Annotated in this window: 20 protein-coding genes and 2 pseudogenes; 14 read left to right on the top strand and 8 right to left on the bottom strand. The window is 37.4% G+C overall.

What is annotated here, in order from left to right; translation table 11 throughout:
• Positions 1-327: LPXTG cell wall anchor domain-containing protein (locus Q0X02_RS07045; RefSeq protein ID WP_297813607.1), on the top strand; the 327-nt coding region annotated here is incomplete at its 5' end.
• Between the two features lie 187 nt (positions 328-514).
• Here the strand turns inward: Q0X02_RS07045 and Q0X02_RS07040 are convergent.
• Both Q0X02_RS07040 and Q0X02_RS07035 read right to left on the bottom strand, forming a co-directional pair.
• A complete protein-coding gene (locus Q0X02_RS07040) occupies positions 515-1,165 on the bottom strand; it encodes a DUF3841 domain-containing protein (RefSeq protein WP_297813604.1) in 651 nt (216 codons plus the stop codon).
• Positions 1,162-1,821 carry a YoaK family protein gene (locus Q0X02_RS07035; protein ID WP_297813601.1) on the bottom strand — a complete coding sequence of 220 codons (660 nt, stop codon included), beginning with the start codon at positions 1,819-1,821 and terminating at the stop codon, positions 1,162-1,164. Before Q0X02_RS07035 ends, Q0X02_RS07040 begins: the two co-directional genes overlap by 4 nt.
• A gap of 118 nt (positions 1,822-1,939) precedes the next feature.
• Between Q0X02_RS07035 and Q0X02_RS07030 the strand changes: the two genes are divergently transcribed.
• Both Q0X02_RS07030 and Q0X02_RS07025 read left to right on the top strand, forming a co-directional pair.
• Positions 1,940-3,028 carry a sulfurtransferase gene (locus Q0X02_RS07030; protein WP_297813598.1) on the top strand — a complete coding sequence of 363 codons (1,089 nt, stop codon included), beginning with the start codon at positions 1,940-1,942 and terminating at the stop codon, positions 3,026-3,028.
• Complete coding sequence (locus tag Q0X02_RS07025; RefSeq protein ID WP_297813595.1) at positions 3,028-3,417, top strand: hypothetical protein; 390 nt, start codon at positions 3,028-3,030, stop codon at positions 3,415-3,417. The genes Q0X02_RS07030 and Q0X02_RS07025 overlap by 1 nt, the downstream gene beginning before the upstream one ends.
• 20 nt (positions 3,418-3,437) lie before the next feature.
• Here Q0X02_RS07025 and Q0X02_RS07020 read toward each other — a convergent pair whose 3' ends face one another.
• Together Q0X02_RS07020 and Q0X02_RS07015 are read right to left on the bottom strand one after the other, a co-directional pair.
• On the bottom strand, positions 3,438-3,872 hold the full coding sequence (locus Q0X02_RS07020) for a DUF3139 domain-containing protein (protein ID WP_297813592.1): 435 nt from the start codon (positions 3,870-3,872) through the stop codon (positions 3,438-3,440).
• 9 nt (positions 3,873-3,881) lie between these two features.
• Complete coding sequence (locus Q0X02_RS07015; RefSeq protein WP_297813589.1) at positions 3,882-4,280, bottom strand: DUF3139 domain-containing protein; 399 nt, start codon at positions 4,278-4,280, stop codon at positions 3,882-3,884.
• A gap of 107 nt (positions 4,281-4,387) precedes the next feature.
• Here Q0X02_RS07015 and Q0X02_RS07010 point away from each other — a divergent pair, with 107 nt between their 5' ends.
• The 10 genes and pseudogenes from Q0X02_RS07010 to Q0X02_RS06965 all read left to right on the top strand — a co-directional run bounded on the left by Q0X02_RS07010 (position 4,388) and on the right by Q0X02_RS06965 (position 13,501).
• The gene (locus Q0X02_RS07010) at positions 4,388-4,573 is read left to right on the top strand and encodes a hypothetical protein (RefSeq protein ID WP_297813586.1); all 186 of its coding nucleotides are present in this window, start codon (positions 4,388-4,390) and stop codon (positions 4,571-4,573) included.
• An 11-nt stretch (positions 4,574-4,584) separates the two neighbouring features.
• Positions 4,585-4,803: a DUF2922 family protein gene (locus tag Q0X02_RS07005; RefSeq protein ID WP_297813583.1), complete on the top strand. Its 219-nt coding sequence runs from the start codon at positions 4,585-4,587 to the stop codon at positions 4,801-4,803.
• Positions 4,804-4,810: 7 nt separating this feature from the next.
• A complete protein-coding gene (locus Q0X02_RS07000; protein ID WP_297813580.1) occupies positions 4,811-4,957 on the top strand; it encodes a YvrJ family protein in 147 nt (48 codons plus the stop codon).
• Between the two features lie 189 nt (positions 4,958-5,146).
• Positions 5,147-6,085: a metal ABC transporter substrate-binding protein gene (locus Q0X02_RS06995; protein ID WP_297813578.1), complete on the top strand. Its 939-nt coding sequence runs from the start codon at positions 5,147-5,149 to the stop codon at positions 6,083-6,085.
• Positions 6,078-6,734: a metal ABC transporter ATP-binding protein gene (locus Q0X02_RS06990; protein WP_297813575.1), complete on the top strand. Its 657-nt coding sequence runs from the start codon at positions 6,078-6,080 to the stop codon at positions 6,732-6,734. The genes Q0X02_RS06995 and Q0X02_RS06990 overlap by 8 nt, the downstream gene beginning before the upstream one ends.
• 7 nt (positions 6,735-6,741) lie before the next feature.
• Positions 6,742-7,533 (top strand): metal ABC transporter permease, encoded by a 792-nt coding sequence (locus Q0X02_RS06985; RefSeq protein ID WP_297813572.1) that lies wholly within the window; start codon positions 6,742-6,744, stop codon positions 7,531-7,533.
• 8 nt (positions 7,534-7,541) lie between these two features.
• Entirely contained in the window at positions 7,542-9,848 is a 2,307-nt protein-coding gene (locus Q0X02_RS06980) for a pneumococcal-type histidine triad protein (RefSeq protein ID WP_297813568.1), read from the top strand.
• A gap of 273 nt (positions 9,849-10,121) precedes the next feature.
• Positions 10,122-10,545 (top strand): annotated as a pseudogene (tnpA, locus tag Q0X02_RS06975) (IS200/IS605 family transposase).
• A 378-nt stretch (positions 10,546-10,923) separates the two neighbouring features.
• Entirely contained in the window at positions 10,924-11,148 is a 225-nt protein-coding gene (locus Q0X02_RS06970) for a helix-turn-helix transcriptional regulator (protein WP_297813565.1), read from the top strand.
• Positions 11,138-13,501 (top strand): DNA methyltransferase, encoded by a 2,364-nt coding sequence (locus Q0X02_RS06965; RefSeq protein WP_297813562.1) that lies wholly within the window; start codon positions 11,138-11,140, stop codon positions 13,499-13,501. The genes Q0X02_RS06970 and Q0X02_RS06965 overlap by 11 nt, the downstream gene beginning before the upstream one ends.
• A 42-nt stretch (positions 13,502-13,543) precedes the next feature.
• On the opposite strand, the gene Q0X02_RS06960 is transcribed toward Q0X02_RS06965, so the two are convergent.
• Both Q0X02_RS06960 and Q0X02_RS06955 read right to left on the bottom strand, forming a co-directional pair.
• Positions 13,544-15,031 carry a hypothetical protein gene (locus tag Q0X02_RS06960; protein WP_297813559.1) on the bottom strand — a complete coding sequence of 496 codons (1,488 nt, stop codon included), beginning with the start codon at positions 15,029-15,031 and terminating at the stop codon, positions 13,544-13,546.
• A gap of 14 nt (positions 15,032-15,045) precedes the next feature.
• Positions 15,046-15,255 carry a helix-turn-helix domain-containing protein gene (locus Q0X02_RS06955; RefSeq protein ID WP_297813556.1) on the bottom strand — a complete coding sequence of 70 codons (210 nt, stop codon included), beginning with the start codon at positions 15,253-15,255 and terminating at the stop codon, positions 15,046-15,048.
• A gap of 324 nt (positions 15,256-15,579) precedes the next feature.
• Here Q0X02_RS06955 and Q0X02_RS06950 point away from each other — a divergent pair.
• Positions 15,580-15,656: pseudogene (locus Q0X02_RS06950) on the top strand (IS200/IS605 family transposase); the annotation flags it as partial.
• Positions 15,657-15,982: 326 nt separating this feature from the next.
• Here Q0X02_RS06950 and Q0X02_RS06945 read toward each other — a convergent pair.
• Positions 15,983-16,519, bottom strand: coding sequence for a hypothetical protein (locus tag Q0X02_RS06945; RefSeq protein WP_297813553.1), 537 nt, complete (start codon positions 16,517-16,519; stop codon positions 15,983-15,985).
• 8 nt (positions 16,520-16,527) lie between these two features.
• Entirely contained in the window at positions 16,528-17,598 is a 1,071-nt protein-coding gene (locus Q0X02_RS06940) for a DNA adenine methylase (RefSeq protein WP_297813550.1), read from the bottom strand.
• Positions 17,599-17,827: the final 229 nt, after the last annotated feature.

Below are 17,827 nucleotides of genomic sequence, written 5' to 3'. Positions count from 1 at the left end.
AACAATTCAGTAGCGACGAAGGAAACTAAAAAGTACAAGAACGCCGACAAAGACAAAAAATACAACTACGAAAAAGCGTTGAAGAAGGCAAAAGAAGTACTAGCAAACAAAAAAGCAACACAAGAAGAAGTCAACAAAGCACTTGCAAATCTCGAAAAAGCAAAAGCACAATTGAACGGAAAAGAAGTTGCCAACAGCCCTTCGAAACGAGCAAAGAAATTGCCAAAAGCAGGAAGCACAGCAGAAACATTCACGCTATCAATAGCTGGATTGTTGTCAGCAGCAGGGGCTTTCCTCGGATTGAAGAAAAAAGACGAAGACAGATAAAATTGAATAGACATTCACACAAAAATGAGAGTAGCGATACTCTCTTTTTTGTTTGCAAATGAATACAAAAAAATAGCCAATGATTACACTGGCTATTGATTGATATTATAGATTTTTTGATTTTTCCGAAATTTTTGATTTTTCTGAAATTTTTGATTTTTCTGAAATTTTTGATTTTTCAGATTTTCTACAAGTATTTTTCGAGGTCATCTTCTGATATGTCGATTGTCTCCTTGTAGTTGAACACTTTTATCACCATATCTTCGGTGAACTCCCAGATGTTTGCTTGTACGGCGAATATGTCCCAGTTGTCAATGTCGAATATTCTGTCGTAGGAATCGGTGATTTTTTTGTATTCTTGCGGATACAAATAACGATAATCCGGTGAGCCTATTAGAAATGGATTGGGCATTCTGTGGTCTTTTAAGTATTTGTAGTAATCGTTGAGGTCTTGTTTGTCGAGAGGGACGTAGTGGTTGTTGAGGACGTAGTCCCATTTTAGCCCATCGAGATATACAACCTTGTCAGCGGGAACTTTGATGCAGTAAGCGACGGAATCGGGATCGGGTTTCATACAGTTGCGGTAACTGACAGAGCACCAAATCGGAAGCTTCACGTCATCAGGTTTGTCGACAATTGTTTCTGCTTTATTGACAAAATACGTGTATTTTTCTCTGAAAAACTCGTAAATATCGTCGAAGTGTTCCTTGGCGTACTCCAATTTGTTGGTGAATCTTTTTTCTTTTTTCAACACGTCCAATGAGCGCTTGTCCTGCATTGTAAAAAGCATAACGTAGCCGTTTTTTTCGTTCGGATTTCTCATTTGTTTGAAGGTCATTTGCGACTCCTTTCTGTTTCGTGCATTATTATGAATGCCACAAATATTATAATTGGCAAAAAGAAAATGGATTTCGTGCCAAATTTGAACGATGTTAAAGTCCCGATTATACAACCGAGCATGAACAACAAGATTGCGGAATACGTCGTGATTGAACCCTGCAAGAGCGTTATGTCACGGACATAGAGGTAGTCGATAAGTCCGTCGGTAGCTTTTTTGAGGTTTCCGGTGCACATCGTAGTCATCAAATTTACACCTTTGAATCGGCGAAACGCCTCTATCTGCATGGCGCAGACGAACGATATGAAAAGACAGGCGATTTTGTTGAGATTGTCGGGGATGAATCCGACAACCGACAAGAACAACCCCTCAAACACTAGGACAACCTGCCTCCAATGAACTATCTTCATATATTTGTATTTTTTTTCGAAAATTCTAACCAAAGTCGTACCCATGATGAATGCGATAATCGGCATAATGTATCGTGCTATCTTGTCGAGATTTCCCTCGCAGATATTTATCGACAACAAGACGATGTTGCCCGTCTGTGCGAAGGCAAAAACCCCTCCTCGTGTGAGATAGCTGTAACTGTCCAAGAAACCACCAATGAGCGTCAGTATGAACATTATCTCGATGCTTTCAGATTTTTGTTTCATTAATATCACCTTTTTATTTGGTTTTATTATACCATTTTTTGATTTATAAAAAAACGCAATAAAAGATTTGGGATGTGATGTGGTAAAATATTTTTGTAAAAAAATTATTGGAGGAAATATGAAAAAACTATTTAAATTTATGTTGATGGCAGTTGTTGTTGGAATGATTTTCACATCTTGTGACAAAAAATCTGATGAAAAAGCCGACAACAAAAAAACAGAACAAAAATCCGAAGAAAAGAAGGAAGAAAAGAAGGAAGATTCATCTGATAAACAAGTCGACCGAAAAATATTCGTAGACCCACAATATGTAAAAGATGTAATCGACGGCAAGAGCGATGTAAAAGATTACGTCTTGGTCGAAGCAACATGGGGAGAAGCCAAGGACAGTCCTGATTATTTGAAGGGAAACGGTCACATCAAAGGTGCCATCCATGTCAACACAGATTCCATTGAAGCTGGACCTATTTGGAATTTGAGAAAACCAGAAGAAATCGAAAAAGCATTGCTTTCACAAGGAATTACAAAGGATAAGACAGTCATAGTTTACGGACCAAACACAGGAGCTACAAGAGTTGCATTTGCGTATATTTATGCTGGAGTTGAACACGTTAAAATTCTAAACGGTGGCATCAAAGCTTGGAAAAACAAAGGATTTGAAACAGAAACAACAGAAAACAAGCCAGTTGCTGTAAAAGATTTCGGCACAAAAATCCCAGCTCACCCAGAATATTTGATTTCACTTGACCAAGCAAAGGACAAATTGAAAAACGACAAGAATTTCCAATTGATTTCAATTAGAAGCGAAAAAGAATGGAAAGGAATCGAATCGGGATATTCTTACATTCCAAAAGCAGGAGAACCAAAAGGAGCATTGTGGGGAAAATCTGGAAAAGACAATTCAGATATGTCCTACTACACGAACCCAGACGGAACATACAAATCATTCGACGAAATCAAAAAAATGTGGGCAGAACAAGGAATTTCAACAGACAAGGAAATGTCTTTTTACTGTGGAACAGGTTGGAGAGCAACTTTGCCTTGGTTTATGGCATTTGAAAACGGATTAAACCCAACAATATATGATGGTGGATGGAATGAATGGCAAATGCACAAAGAACTTCCAGTACAAGTCGGAGACCCAAAAGACAAGAATGTACAATTCACAACAGTTGACAAATTGCCAAACGACAGAGCGACAAAATAATGAAAATTATCAGAAAATTACTATCTGTAATTCAAATAGTAGCCATACTTTCGATATTCATCGTGCATTATTTCACCAAACACAGAATGGGAATGCAAAGGCATATCATGTATAAGAATATGGTTTTTGAACAACAAGTCGATATGAACATCGTGATACCGGTGACAATAGTTGTGCTCATAATTATGCTTTTCTATTTGACGTATAAGATAGTAAAACACAAAATATCAAAGCTCGAATACGTTGTGTTCGTAAACTTGACAGTATTTGCGATATTGATGGCAAATTTTGCGAGAAATTTTTTCGAACTCGATTACAACGTGGCGATTATCTTGTCCACAGCCTGTGCTTTCATACAATTTATAAAAACAACAAGCTCATCTTATTAAGTGAGCTTGTTTTTGTGGAGTTATTTCCAAGTATTTAAACATTTTTGATATTTAATATAATCAGCAAACGGCTTTCTTGCAAGGTAGTTGTGATTGTCGTACATGTTTTTTTCTTTTTTTAGCTTCATATCATAAGCAAAACAAAACATTTTGTTGTAGTTGTTCTTCCAAGGGTTCAAATAAACATTGGAGTACAAGAAATATCGGTACTCGTATTGTGTATTGGGTTCATCTTTGAAATATATTGTAAAACATGTGGTATTCCTACTTGGATCATTATATTTTTCTATAGATTTGATGTTGGATCTGTCGGTTCCTTGTAAAGTGAGGACTTGGTCAAGTTTTTTGTTTGCAAAATAGCTTTGAATTGGATGATCAACAACCCACCACACAACATTGTAAATCACGAAAATACAGATCACGATTTTGATAAATTTGTATAATTTATTTTTCATATTCACCTCTTAATGCCATCCATCAGTGTATTTCATATATTTTGCCTTTTTGAAATAGGTGTTTCCGATAGGACTTCCTGTAGCGTATTCGTAAATATCAACACTGATTTTGTTGGTATCTTCAAACAAATGCGGCAAATTAGACAATCTAAAATTAGTCAAATGATAACTGTAACGATATTCAACCAATGGATCATCCTTAAAAATCACATCAAATTCATAACCCTCAGTTTTAAAATCATAGCTTGATGAAATCTTCAAAATATTATCTTTATTAGTTCCTTGCTGCTCCATAAAAGAATACAGCCTGTGTTTTCCACAAAAATATTGAACTGGATGATTGTAAGTCCAGCCGACAATTAAGTAGACGATTACAATTGTAAGTAGAATTTTAAATAACCTTTTCATAAATTTCACAACCTTTCTTGTGTTAATTACATTATACCCAAATTTTTCAAATCAGAATAGTAAAATCACACCCCCAAATGTATGTATAAGTGAAAGGGGGAGTGAGAATGAAACAATTAAAAATCACTTCAGCTGTTGTGAAAGACGGCAAACAAAAAAAGTTGTCAAAGACAATCAACAATGTAAATGATAAGGTGGCTGAAGACAAGTTGAGAGATGCTTGTTTGGCTATCCAAGAGTTGATGTTAGGTAAAGATAAGCAAGCTTATCTTGTGGAAACAAAACAATTATAGGAGGGGTGTAGATGGATAAGTATTTGCAATTAAAATTAGGCAATGAATTCAACGAAAAAATGACAATCAGAATCGACAATTTCGATGAAAACAAAACTGATGATGAAATCGACAAACAGCTCACTAAAATCGTAGAGTCTGAGGCTTTGACGGGTAAATCGGGAGTTTTTAATAAGAAATTAGAAGCTGATATCGTGTCCGTTGAGAGAAAACAAGTCGTTTTGAAGTAGGTCGAGTATGGACGATTTACTAAGCTTTGTTGGTAACGTGGGCTTTCCCATTTCAGTGACGGCTTTTCTTCTAGTCAGGGTGGAGTCCCGACTAGAAGATATCAAAATCTCCATTGAAAAGCTCAACGCTATCCTGTCGAGCATGAACAAATAACCTTGTTAATTCCATAATTTTTATTAATTTCAAAATTTTCCTAAAATTTTTCGTGAAAGACCGGCGAGTCCACTGTGATTTGCCGGTTTTTTTGTGTTTGTTAAAAATTTTTTAAAAAATTGTTGCGAATCATTTGCATTTAGTGTATTATATTAGTTGTTGCAAACTATTTGCATTAAGGAGGAGTTTATGAGCAAGAATTTTAAGAAAATATTGGTTGTCTTCGTTGCAGCTTTGTTTTTGTTGACTGCTTGTGGCAAGCAAGGGTCTAAGGATGTTAAGAGCGAAGATGCGGCTAAGACTGATTCTAAGAAGACTATTTATGCGACGTTTTTTCCGGTGGCGGATTTGACGAAGATGATTGTCAAGGATAAGATGGAGGTCAAGACTATTATCAAGACGAATGAGGAGCCTCATTCTTTTGAGCTTACGACGGACACTATGAAGGATGTTTTGAAGGGCGATTTGATTGTTTACAATGGTGCCGGTATGGAGGCTTTTGTGGACGATTTGAAGAAATCTATGAAGGATGACGGGAAGTTTTTGGATTTGTCACAAGGGCTAACTTTGTTGGATTCTTCGAGCGAGGGTTCGGATATGACGGCTATCAATCCACACACTTGGCTTTCTGTGAAAAATGCCAAGAAGATGTTGGATTCGATTTACAAGAAGTTGTCTGCGATTGACCCTGAGAATGAAAAGTTCTACAAGAAGAATTTGGACGAGGCCAGTGGCAAGTTCGACGAATTGGACAAGAAGTTCGAAATGGAGCTTTCGAAGGTCAAGAGCAAGGACAAGTATTTTGTCGTTTCCCATGCGGCGTTCAATTATTTGGCAGACGATTATGGTTTGAAGCAGGTTGCAGTGACGGGGATTTCTCCTGAGGATGAGCCTACTGCCAAGCAACTTAAAACAATCGCAGATTTCGTGAAGGACAAGCATATTTCTACGATATTTTTCGAGGGCAAGGCTACGCCGAAAGTTGCAGAGACTTTGGCGAAAAACACTCACACAAAAACATCTACTTTGTATACGATGGAAAACCTCGACGAAAGTCAAGTTGCAAAGGGCTATTTGAAGCTTATGGAAGAAAACTTAAAACAACTTGTGGAAGCTTTCAATGAGTAAGGAGGTTATTTGTGTCAGGGATTTGTCCTTTTCCTATGAGAAAAATCCTATACTAGATGGGGTGAGTTTTGCCGTGAATGAGGGGGATTTTGTGGCAATTGTCGGTGAGAACGGGGCTGGCAAGTCTACGTTGATGAATCTTATGTTGCAAAATCTGACTAATTATGACGGCGAGATACAACTTTTCGGTGTCGACATAAAAAGGGACAATCATTTTAGGGATTTGGCGTATATTTCTCAAAATTCTGTCTTGTCATACAAAAATTTCCCGACGACTATTGAGGAGTGCGTGAAGATTCACTTGTCTTTTTTGAAAAAGAAGGCAGATTTGAAGTTTTACTTGGAACAGGTGGGGCTTTTTGAGCATCGCAAAAAATCTCTTGACGAGTTGTCTGGTGGACAGCTTCAAAGGCTTGGGATTGTACTCGCTTTGATAAAGGATGCGAAGATTATTTTTCTGGATGAGCCTACGAGTGGAATTGACGAGAAGTTTGCGGATGAGTTTTTCGAAAATTTGTCCAATCTCAAAAACAAAACCGTTGTGATAATAACTCATCAGCTTGATTTGGCTGGAAAGTACATTGATTATGCGATAAAAATCAAGGACAAAAAGGCTGTGAGAATACAAAAAAATGAGATTCGTCTGTGAGGGGAATATGGATATTTTTGAATACGAATTTATGCAGCGAGCTTTCATTGTAGGGGGTTTGCTTGCGATTATACTCCCTTGTATGGGGCAGGTTGTTTTATTAAAAAGGCTGTCGATGATTGGGGACACTCTCTCACATTCGTCACTCGCAGGGCTTACGATTGGACTTGCGTTCGGGTTCAATCCGCTATTGGCAGCCATCGTGGCGTGTGTTTTTGCGGGGCTTTCAATCGAGGTGATAAGAAACAGATTGAAATCCTATCAGGAGATATCGACGGTGATTATCCTCGCTCTGTCAATCGGGCTTGCAGGGATTTTTTCGTCGATGGTGAAAAACACCAACAGCATCTCGTCGTATCTGTTCGGCTCTATCGTGACGATAAGCGACGAGGAGTTTTACTTGGTTTTAGCAGTGGCCGCATTTGTGTTAGTGGCATACACACTTTTGTACAAGAGGTTGTATCTGAGCATTTTTGATTGGAAAGCTGCTAGGATTTTGGGAATTAACATCAAGTTTATTAATTTTTGCGTGACATTTTTGTCTGCCATCGCCATATCTATTTCGGCAAAAACGATAGGCTCGTTAATCGTGTCATCGCTACTGGTGTTGCCGAATATAAGCGCTATGCAGTACACCAAAACGTACAAAAACACTTTGATTTGTTCGATAATTTTTTCGGTGGTGTTTGTGTATTTGGGGCTTGTGATATCTTATATGCTAAACCTCAGACCGGGGTCTGTAATCGTGTTGATATCGGTTTTTTGGCTGATAATTTCGTTGATAATAAGGAAAAAATAGGAGATAAAATGAATTACAATAAGAAAATAATATTGGCTGTGGTTTTGTTGTCGACAGTTTTAAGTTCTTGTTCGAGCTTTTCCAAGCAGGAAAAAAAGAAGGAGCTTGCAAATTCTAACGTTAACACAACGCAACAATCGACTTGCAGCGAGAAGAAACCAACAATAAAAAAGGACAAGACAACGGAGGTCTTGATAGATTCTGAAATCAAAAAATCTGACATCGTCAAAGTCGTCAAGCACGGCGACCATTGGCACGTTTTTACAAAGGATGGCAGAGAGAAGATTACTTACAAAGACCCGAGCAAAATAAAAGACACGACGAATTTTGAAATGGTGAGCGTTGTCGGCAAGAGTAGACTCAAAGGTCAAAACGTCGTTAAAATATTAAAGCACGGCGACCATTGGCACGTTTATTTGAGAGGTGGCGGGGAATATCTCACTTACGAAGACCCATCAATGATGTTTCCACACATAAAAGTGGGAACGTACGTTGGAACCCATGCGGATAACAACAGACATTTTCACGGCAAAATGGACGCAAAGACAATTGCACACGAAAAGCAAAAACTCAAAAAAACTATCGAGAAAAACGACGAAAGAGTCATCAAGATATTGAAGCACGGCGACCATTACCACATCTACACGTCAAAGGGCAACGAGTTTGTGTCCTACACAGACCCTAGAAGCTTATATCCAAATGCAGAGTACGGTCAGTACGTTGGAACACACGCCAACAGAAAACAAATGATTGCCAAGATTATCAAAGAAGACAGGGAAAAACAAAAAAAGAACAAAAAATCTAACAAGACCTACACGAAACACAATTCGGACAGGCTAATTCGTGACGACAAACTCGTCAAAGTGGAGGGCAACAAGAAAAAACACAACGTCATCAAAATATTGAAACACGGCGACCATTGGCACGTTTACACAAAAGACGGCGATGAATTTATAACTTACAAGAATCCATCATCACTTTACCCAGACATCGCTGTTGGAATTTACACGGGAAGCCACGCAGGTGACGGCGAACATAGTCAACACCACAACGACGCAAAGGAAAATCCACAAAGGGAAAATCCGACAGGACAAAACCCACAAGACAATCCGTCACAAGATGGCACATCGCAAATTCCAAATGCCAAGACACGACAACAAAAAATAAAAGAGCTCAAAATAACAAAAGTTATCGGAAAAGATGGAAAAATAAACGAAATCAACAGATTTGACATCGTCAAAATCCTAAAACACGAAGACCATTATCACATCTACGACTCCAACGGGAACGAAGCGATAACATACACCAATCCGAAAGAACTCTTCCCAGAAGCGACGTATGGAAATTACCAAGGAAACCACGACGAGCCACAAAACAACGACGAGATTAAATGGCCGGAAGGCATCACGAAAATCGTCGACCACAAAGACCACTGGCACTTGTACAGAGGTGACGAAGAAGTGTTGATGGTAAGAGTCAATCCAAAAAGCCACTATCCAAACGCTGAATACATCAAAGACTACGTCGATGTTGGAAATGTAGAAGTAGACGACAAGGACATCTTCAACTACGATGACATCCAAGCCAACAAAGTCGACGGAATCGAAGCCATACTCAACGACAATCTAAGAAGTATGACGGGATACGGCAAATTGACAGACGGAATCACCATAGTGGGAACAGACGACAAACAAGACAATGTATTCTACTGGTTACACGGCGACCACTACCACGCACTAAGCATAAAAGACTTGTTGAAAATGGAAAAATCAGGAGCTTTGAAGGGATTCACAGCGAAAGACGTCGTCGCAACGTTGAAATACAAATTCACACATCCACAAGTTGATTTGACGTACAAATCAGACTTGAAAATAGAAGAAGTAATAGAATTTTTGAAATCTCACTACAAAATCAGTGACACGTCGAGAATCTTCTCGATTGGACAAGAAACTGTCGACATATACACTAAAGATACGACGACAAGCTTCCACATAAGCAAATTTGAAAAGAAAAACGGAAAAATATCCTACAAAGGACAACTTCCACAAATACCAAGCGACGAACAACTGGAAAAAGAGCAAAAATTAAAAGAACAACAAGAAAACGAGACTGAATACAAACAAAAAGACAACAAACAAGAAGAAAAACAAGAAGAAAAACAAGAAGACAACAAACAACACGAACAAAACAGCTCTCACGACAAAAAAGACAAAGAAAAACAACCGGCAGAAGAAAAACAACCGGCACAACCAAAAGAAAACAAACAACAAACACAAAACAGCACAACAGACAAAACAACAGAAACTATCAAATAACAACCCCCGAAAACTTCTTTCACAAAGAAGCAATCCCTCTGAACATTCAGGGGGATTTTTTGTTGTGCACTTAAGTGTGTTGAGCGAACGAAGTGAGCGAAACAAAAAACCACCTGCTATGCAGGTGAAAGACAATAGCTTTAGCTTCAAGCAAAACAAAACCTCATATGATCGAATAGTGTTGTCTGACAAGCTGCACATATTAACAAAGGAGCTTATCATCATAATGGATAATAATAGTTATCACACACAAGATGGAACTGTAAGTATAATATGGTATTTGCACCAAAATACAGAAGATAAATAATATACGGAAAATTAAAACAAGATATAGGAAAAATACTAAGAGATTTATTAACAAGAAAAGGAACAAGAATAATAGAAGCTGAATTGTGTCCGAACCGTATTCACAAGTTGCTTGAAATACCACCAAAGTACAGTGTATCGGAAATAATGGGATATTTAAAAGGGGAAAATAGCCTAATGATATTTGATAGGCATGCAAATTTAAAATACAAATATGGAAGTAGAAATTTTGGTGCAGAGGATATTACGTGGATGCAGCAGGAAAAATGCAAAGAAAATTGAAGAATATATAAGAAATCAATTAAAAGAAGATTATATGGCAGATCAAATAAGCATTAAAGAATTTGTAGACCAGTTTACGGGTGAGCAAGTAAACAAAAGCAGAAAATAAGGTGCTTTAGCACCAGCTGCGAAAATTGGTGTAAGAGAAAGAAAGTCCAAAGCATAAAATGCTGCCGGTAACAGCCTCTTATAGGGGCAGAGCAAACCATCAACTAAGCTGGTGGTTATAATTTTATCAAATCAAAGGAGAACAAAACGATGACCATGAACCAGAAGAAAGCGCTGTATGCCTTTGGCTGTGATAATATATAGGAATAAAAACCTATATCGAAATGAGATGCTCAAATAGCTAAATATAAGATAAAATAGCACTAAATTGTTACGAATATTGTTAGTCCTCAAGAGGTTGTTGTTGATAAGTCACTATAAAAGTATTGATTTAGCAATACTTTTATAGTACAATTTCACATAGAAAGGAGTATTTACGATGTCTTTTTCATACAAACCTCTTTGGAAAATGCTCATTGATAGAGATATGAGCAAGAAAGATCTGATGGAAGCAACTAATATTTCAAAATCAACTATGGATAAAATGGGACGCTCTGAAATCGTGTCCCTTGAAATAATTGACAGAATATGCAACTACTTTGATTGTAGCATTGAAGATGTCATCAAACATCGTCATAAGGAAGGAGGGAAAAATGAGAAATAGTTATTCAAAAGCGGCAGCAGCCACCTTTGTTTTGAACAAGGGCGAACCCATTCATAGATGGTATTCCTATTTAGAGGGATATTCTTCTTGCTTGATTGACGAAGTTGTGATGGAGATTGGACCGGAAAACATCCATGTAATTTACGATCCGTTTTGTGGAACAGGCACAACATCTTTAGTTGCATCTTCTCACGGGATTAAATCCTATTACTGTGAGACAAATCCTTTTATGCAGCAGGTTATTGAGGCTAAAATCAATTCTGTTAAAAGGCTGAGAGACTCAGGTATCCGAAGCAAATACCTTAAAGCATTCTTAAAGGAAATAGAGAATTACAGATTTCAGCTTTGCTTTGAAGCACCTACATGGGACGGATTTGAAAAATTCTTTGATGCCGAGGTACTGGCTCAGTTGCAAGACTTACAGCAAAAGGTTGATAATATTTCCGACGAAGATACGAAAAACATTGCTCTTATTCTCTTAGCATCTATTACGGTCAGGGCTTCAAAGATGATTCGCCAAGGTGATTTACGCTTCGCAAAAGAAAACGAGAAGAAAGACAAAGACAAAGATGTTCTTTCTAATTTCATTTACAAACTTAGAATAGCCATTGAAGACATTGAGAGTGATAGTTGTCCTACATTAGCAGAAACTATCAGATTGGCGGATGATTCGAGAGATATTGAAGTTGAAAACCAGATAGACTGCGTTATTACTTCGCCTCCTTATCTTAACGGCACCAACTATATAAGAAACGCAAAACTTGAGTTGAAGCTATCCGGTCATGTTATTAGTGAAAAGGATCTGCCACGCCTTCATTCTAAGGGAATTATCGCAGGCATAAACAATGTCTCCAATCGTAACAAGGTCTTTGAGATTCCAGATGTTGTACGCCCGTATCTTGAAGAATTAGAACCTGTTGCATACGATAAACGCATTCCGATAATGGTTGCAGGCTATTTTAATGATATGCAGAAAGTTATTGAGCGTCTCTCACACGCAATGAAGGACAACGGATACTTTATCATGGATATTGGAGACTCACAGTTTGCTGGGGTTCATATTCCTACCCATGAGATTCTGACAAAAATCTGTGAATCTTACGGATTTGAACTGTATGGAGAGGATATCCTAAGAGAACGCCGTTCTAAAAATGGCATGGTTCTTTCTCAGAGGCTATTGAAATTTCGATTTCATAAGAAGGATTCACCTCTTGAAATCTTCTATGCGGAAGCACATAATTTTATGAATACCATGCCATATAAAGTTGCACCGTTTTCGGGGCGAAACTGGGGACATTCGTGGCATTCTTTGTGCTCATATCACGGAAAGTTGAAGCCTGCAATTGCTCATTTTTTGGTGGAACAATTTACCGAGCCGGGAGACATAGTCGTTGACCCTTTGAGTGGAGTTGGTACAATTCCGTTAGAAGCGTGCTTGCAAAATAGAGTTGGTATTGGAAACGACCTCAGTGAGCTCGCATATTGTGTTACAAAGGCAAAAGTAGAGAAAGCTGATGAACAGGATTGTTTGGAAGTTCTTGAACGATTATACTCATACATCGAGGTCGAAAAACAGAGCGATGAAATCTCATGGATGATCCAAAAATATGAGAACTTTGGGTTCAATGGAAAGCTGCCTAATTATTTCCACGAAGACACTTTTAAGGAAATACTTTGCGCACGAAAATATTTTGTTTCAAGAATCAGAACGCTTACATCTGCTGAGGCAATGGTTTTTTCGTGTTTCCTTCATGTTCTTCATGGCAACCGCCCTTACGCATTGTCACGAAATTCTCATCCTCTTACACCATATGCTCCCACAGGTGATTTTATCTACAAAAATGTTGTAGAGCATATTAAAGATAAATTGTATGCTTCATATAAAAATGGGAATTTTAAAAGCTATTGCTCCGGACAAGCGATATATGGGGACTATCAATATCTCGGTACCCACTATATCACTGCTGATGCTGTGATTTGCTCACCTCCTTTTGCTGATTCAATTAGATTTTATATGCAAAACTGGATGCGCCTTTGGCTTTGCGGTTGGGAAGAAAACGACTATAAAGAAGCCGAAAATGCGTTTCTAGACCAGAAGCAACGCAAGGACTTTGATGTTTATCTGTCCTTCTTCAAAATGTGTTACGATATTTTAAAGCCCAACGGTAAAGTAATTCTCCACCTTGGCAAAACTGGGAAAGTAGATATGGCAGAGGAATTGTCTAAACGAGCTGCACCGTATTTTATCGAGGTGTATCGTGGTACTGAAAATGTCCAGGAGATTGAAAAGCATGGCATTAAGGATAAAGGGTCAACGGTGGAGCACCAATATTTGTTTTTGATGAAGAAGTAAAATAGAAACGGGACTGGAAAAAATCCAGTCCTGTTGGAATAATTATCTGATTGTTACAGAATCAGGATAGTGACCTTTATGCTCGCGGTATTTTTCAGCTAGGTCAACTTTTCCAGCGATAATTCGCTTCAAGGAATCATTTATTTTGTCCGCAGTTAGGATTCCGTCTCTTACCTTTTGATAGTTAGGTTGCATCAAAAACTCGTCATAGAACCATACAACATTTTTAACAAGCAAGTCCAGTACCTGCTGATTAACCTCTTTCTTGTAGAGAAGATCCAAAGACAAGCCAGTAATTTCACTCAGTCGAGAAAGTTCTCCTTTGGTATAATAATCTACAGGGAAATTGTCGCTCTTTTGAGAGTTATGGCTACTACACAAACAAGTAGCAGTTTCATCAAGACGGTACAAATACGCCAACGGCATGGTGTGGTCTAAAGCCATATCCCCCAACTCAATTGGGTCAGAGTCAGGCCCACACTTGAAACATCTCTTGTCGAACTTTTCCCAAATGTATCGAGAAAACTCCTTCTTAGTGCGGCGCTCAAATTCAAAATGAATAATGTTTCTGTCCAAGAGGCTATTTACCAAAACCTCAATAGCCCTTCGTCTTAAACTATCTTCTTTGAACTGCTGGGCATTACGTTGAGGATTCAAAGGAGCATTAACAAAGAACTTCTTGCATGCTTTACATTCAAGCTGATGTCCATAATAGGATACAAACTTATCACCTTCAATATTGAGCACTTTGAGGTCACTTTCTTTCACATTAGAAATGTTCTGTATCTTGTATGCTCTGAAAGTCGAATGAACGCACGGAGCTCGTTTCTTGCAATGTAATGAAAAACACAAAGTCTTTGACTCGTCGTCAATATTGATGGGAAGATAACGACCACAGCGATTACAGCTCTTTGCAATGATGCACTTTCCTTCTGTAAATTCTTGTCCGGAAGTGAGATACAAGTCAAACGGCAAGTCAGAACGGAGATAGTAAAGATAAGGCACATGCATACTGGTCTTTTGATAAAAGCTCGTTGCACAAGATGTATCTTGAAATTCCTCCTTGGAAACTACATCAAAATCAAAAGCGATGAAATCAAGAACATTGCGTTGCTGACTTGATATGGTCATTTTAACAACCACATCAATCAACTGTGAATCCTTATTGATAAGCTGTTCGGCATGAATGCCAATGCCTGACCAGTTATTAGCTTCGATGGTTTGTTCCAAATCTTCGCTTAAAACATAGCCTTTCTTTTCGTAGCTATAACTCATATCCAAGGATACAGTCGCTTTTTTAGAAGAATGGATGTAGCCACCAAAAGCAATAATTGACAAATTTTTTTCAAAAAGTTCAACTACATCAACAGATGGACGAGTGAATGTAAATGTCACCGAGTTTCTTTCACAGACATATTGCTCTGCATGAAGAACACGGCACTCGCCACCGGTTGTCTCGTCACATGTATGATAGCCGCTTTCACGAGTCACGCCTCGTCTATGGTAGGTTCTTAAATCTTTCTGAGCCATAAATAGACCCTCCTTTACAAATTCTCAAATAGCTCACTCAGGGAAACGCCGAAGCCATCTGCAATTTTCTGAATGTTTTTTATGGCGATATTCCTTTTGCCGGCTTCGACCGATGCAAAATAAGTCCTGTCCATGTCGATAGATAAGGCAAATTTTTCTTGGCTCAGTCCCTTTTCTTTTCGCAACTGCTGAACCTTGTGCCCGAATGTTTTTTGAATATCCAATGGCGTTCACCTCCAAAAATATATTTATCTAAAATTATATTTTATATCTTATGATGTAAATAAGACAACGGATTATAAGTAACAAATTTGTATTTTATCATCACAAGCGAATAAATGACCAAGCCAAAGCCGATCAACCATAAAAAGTTGGTCGCTTTTGATGAGCACTTAAGTTTGTTGAGCGAACGAAGAGAGCGGAACAAAAAACCACCTGCTATGCGGGTGGAAGACAATAGCTTTAGCTTCAAGCAAAATAAAACCTCCTATGATAAAATAGTGTTGCCTGACAAGCTACATATATTAACAAAGGAGTTTATCATCCTAATGGATAATAATAGTTTATCACACACACAAGATGGAATTTTAAATATAATATAGTATTTACACCAGAATACAGAAGATAAATAATATACGGAAAATTAAAAGAACAACAAGAAAACGAGACTGAACACAAACAAGAAGACAACAAACCAGAAGAAAAACAAGAAGACAACAAACAAGAAGAACAAAACAGCTCTCACGACAAAAAAGACAAAGAAAAACAACCGGCAGAAGAAAAACAACCGGCACAACCAACACAAAACAGCACAACAGACGAAACAACAGAAACCATCAAATAACAATCCCCGAAAACTTCTTTCACAAAGAAGAATCCCTCTGATTATTCAGGGGGATTTTTTGTTAATAGGGGGAATAATTAAAAAAGGAGATAGCTGACACAACACTATCAGCCTCTCCTTCCACGAAATCCTGCTTTGGAAATAATTTTGAAAATATCTACATTTTCGTCTAATAATTTTTCGATAATTTCGCCGAATATATAAGCATCAGCTCTGTTTGTTTTTTCTTGCACAGCCAATAATTCCATCAAGACATACAAAAACTCAACATCATATTCACCAAAATCATTAAGAGAAGAATATTTTTTAATATCAATCTCATTTTCGCCGTTTTCTATTAAATTTTTTAAAGTGATGTAATCATTGTTTGAAAGTGGCTTACAAGAATGCCAACAACTTTGGATAGATTTTAAGAAACTCCTTGTAAGCTTATGATTTCCCTGCATTTTCATCAGAACATCCACTACCCAATGAATATGCTTAGGAGTTCGTAAGCGAGTAGAATCTTTGGAATACTTGACCAATATATCAAAATCAGAATATTTTCCTTCGAAAACATAAATAACATAATTTTTTAAAACAAACTCAATTATAGCTTGTTTTGTCTTTTTTTGTATTAATTTCGTTCCTTTTTTTATTTCCATATTGCACCCTAAAAATTAGAAATAAGCAATTCTTTGATTTTGCCCCTTGAATTACCTTTTGAGTTTATCATACGAAAAGCCTCAATTCGTCTGATTCGATGAGAAGAATAAATATCGTCGAAGAAATTGTCTTGTTCATCGACGTTTTTGGGGTCGGAATTACTTAGTAGAATTTTTGCACCTTTTCTGTCCATTTCATCGAAAAATTTTGCAAGTTCAATTTGTTCTTTGTCACCAAACTGTTCATTAGTATAAGCAGTAAAACTCGAAGTATCTGTCAATGGGCGATATGGTGGATCAAAATAGACAAATGTGTTCTTGTCGATAAAATCACGGGATTTTTTGTAATCGACACACACTATATTCACCTGTTGAAGCCTTTCACTCACAGCCATTAAAGTCTTACGGTCACAAATGAGAGGGCTTTTGTATGAACCCATCGGAACATTAAAAAGACCCTTTTTATTTACACGATACAATCCGTTAAAACAAGTTTTGTTAAGAAATATCATCAAAGAAGCCCTTTCGACACTTATTTTGTGAGTATCATTAATTTTCAATTCATTAAATAGCTTTCTTTTTTCCAGATAAAACTTTTTGCGTTCATCTGTATTCTTTCCCAGAAATTCACCCTCTATTCTCTCTAATAGACAAATAAGTTCCCATATATTGTCTCGTACAGTTTGATAAACATTCACAAGCTCAAAATTGGTGTCACTGATGTAAATTTCATTGAGCTCGAATTGTCTCAGTATATCAAAAAGAACAGCCCCACCACCGACAAATGGCTCGGCGTATTTTGTAATAGCTTTATCTTCAAAAGGATAGTATTTTTTTATTTCACTGATGAGTTTCCCCTTTCCGCCAGCCCATTTTAGAAATGGTTTTATGTATGTATTTTCTTTCTCGTTATATCTGATGCTTCTTTTATCAACAGGTTTTTTCGCAGATTGTGGGATAATCCACATATTGCCAACCATAGTTGCATTGTCAATCCTGTTTTCAGAGCAAAGAACAGCTACTCGTCGTTGCGAAATCCCCCACTTTTCAGCGGCCTCCCTTGCGGACATAAACTCCATAAAAACACCTCCTTTTTTTATTTTATTATATTCTAACTCTCGAATAATAGCAATATCATTTCATTATCATACTAAACAAAAGAAATTTTGCTATTAATTTTTTCATAAAAACTCCTTTATACATTTTGACATAATATATCATAAGTTAAAATTATACACTAAATTTTCCCACAAAAAAAGTCGCACGTTGTTGTGCGACTTTCGTGGATTATTTTGTAAATTGCTTTAC

Origin of the sequence: uncultured Finegoldia sp. (genome assembly GCF_947252345.1) — a bacterium.
Lineage (GTDB): Bacteria > Bacillota > Clostridia > Tissierellales > Peptoniphilaceae > Finegoldia.
This window is presented reverse-complemented; position numbering and strand designations above follow the sequence as displayed.

Excerpts from the sequence above, each read along its gene's own strand:
- Q0X02_RS07040 (WP_297813604.1), bottom strand. The coding sequence starts at position 1,165 with ATGACCTTCAAACAAATGAGAAATCCGAACGAAAAAAACGGCTACGTT.
- Q0X02_RS07035 (WP_297813601.1), bottom strand. The coding sequence starts at position 1,821 with ATGAAACAAAAATCTGAAAGCATCGAGATAATGTTCATACTGACGCTC.
- Q0X02_RS07030 (WP_297813598.1), top strand. The coding sequence starts at position 1,940 with ATGAAAAAACTATTTAAATTTATGTTGATGGCAGTTGTTGTTGGAATG.
- Q0X02_RS07025 (WP_297813595.1), top strand. The coding sequence starts at position 3,028 with ATGAAAATTATCAGAAAATTACTATCTGTAATTCAAATAGTAGCCATA.
- Q0X02_RS07020 (WP_297813592.1), bottom strand. The coding sequence starts at position 3,872 with ATGAAAAATAAATTATACAAATTTATCAAAATCGTGATCTGTATTTTC.
- Q0X02_RS07015 (WP_297813589.1), bottom strand. The coding sequence starts at position 4,280 with ATGAAAAGGTTATTTAAAATTCTACTTACAATTGTAATCGTCTACTTA.
- Q0X02_RS07010 (WP_297813586.1), top strand. The coding sequence starts at position 4,388 with ATGAAACAATTAAAAATCACTTCAGCTGTTGTGAAAGACGGCAAACAA.
- Q0X02_RS07005 (WP_297813583.1), top strand. The coding sequence starts at position 4,585 with ATGGATAAGTATTTGCAATTAAAATTAGGCAATGAATTCAACGAAAAA.
- Q0X02_RS07000 (WP_297813580.1), top strand. The coding sequence starts at position 4,811 with ATGGACGATTTACTAAGCTTTGTTGGTAACGTGGGCTTTCCCATTTCA.
- Q0X02_RS06995 (WP_297813578.1), top strand. The coding sequence starts at position 5,147 with ATGAGCAAGAATTTTAAGAAAATATTGGTTGTCTTCGTTGCAGCTTTG.
- Q0X02_RS06990 (WP_297813575.1), top strand. The coding sequence starts at position 6,078 with ATGAGTAAGGAGGTTATTTGTGTCAGGGATTTGTCCTTTTCCTATGAG.
- Q0X02_RS06985 (WP_297813572.1), top strand. The coding sequence starts at position 6,742 with ATGGATATTTTTGAATACGAATTTATGCAGCGAGCTTTCATTGTAGGG.
- Q0X02_RS06980 (WP_297813568.1), top strand. The coding sequence starts at position 7,542 with ATGAATTACAATAAGAAAATAATATTGGCTGTGGTTTTGTTGTCGACA.
- Q0X02_RS06970 (WP_297813565.1), top strand. The coding sequence starts at position 10,924 with ATGTCTTTTTCATACAAACCTCTTTGGAAAATGCTCATTGATAGAGAT.
- Q0X02_RS06965 (WP_297813562.1), top strand. The coding sequence starts at position 11,138 with ATGAGAAATAGTTATTCAAAAGCGGCAGCAGCCACCTTTGTTTTGAAC.
- Q0X02_RS06960 (WP_297813559.1), bottom strand. The coding sequence starts at position 15,031 with ATGGCTCAGAAAGATTTAAGAACCTACCATAGACGAGGCGTGACTCGT.
- Q0X02_RS06945 (WP_297813553.1), bottom strand. The coding sequence starts at position 16,519 with ATGGAAATAAAAAAAGGAACGAAATTAATACAAAAAAAGACAAAACAA.
- Q0X02_RS06940 (WP_297813550.1), bottom strand. The coding sequence starts at position 17,598 with ATGGAGTTTATGTCCGCAAGGGAGGCCGCTGAAAAGTGGGGGATTTCG.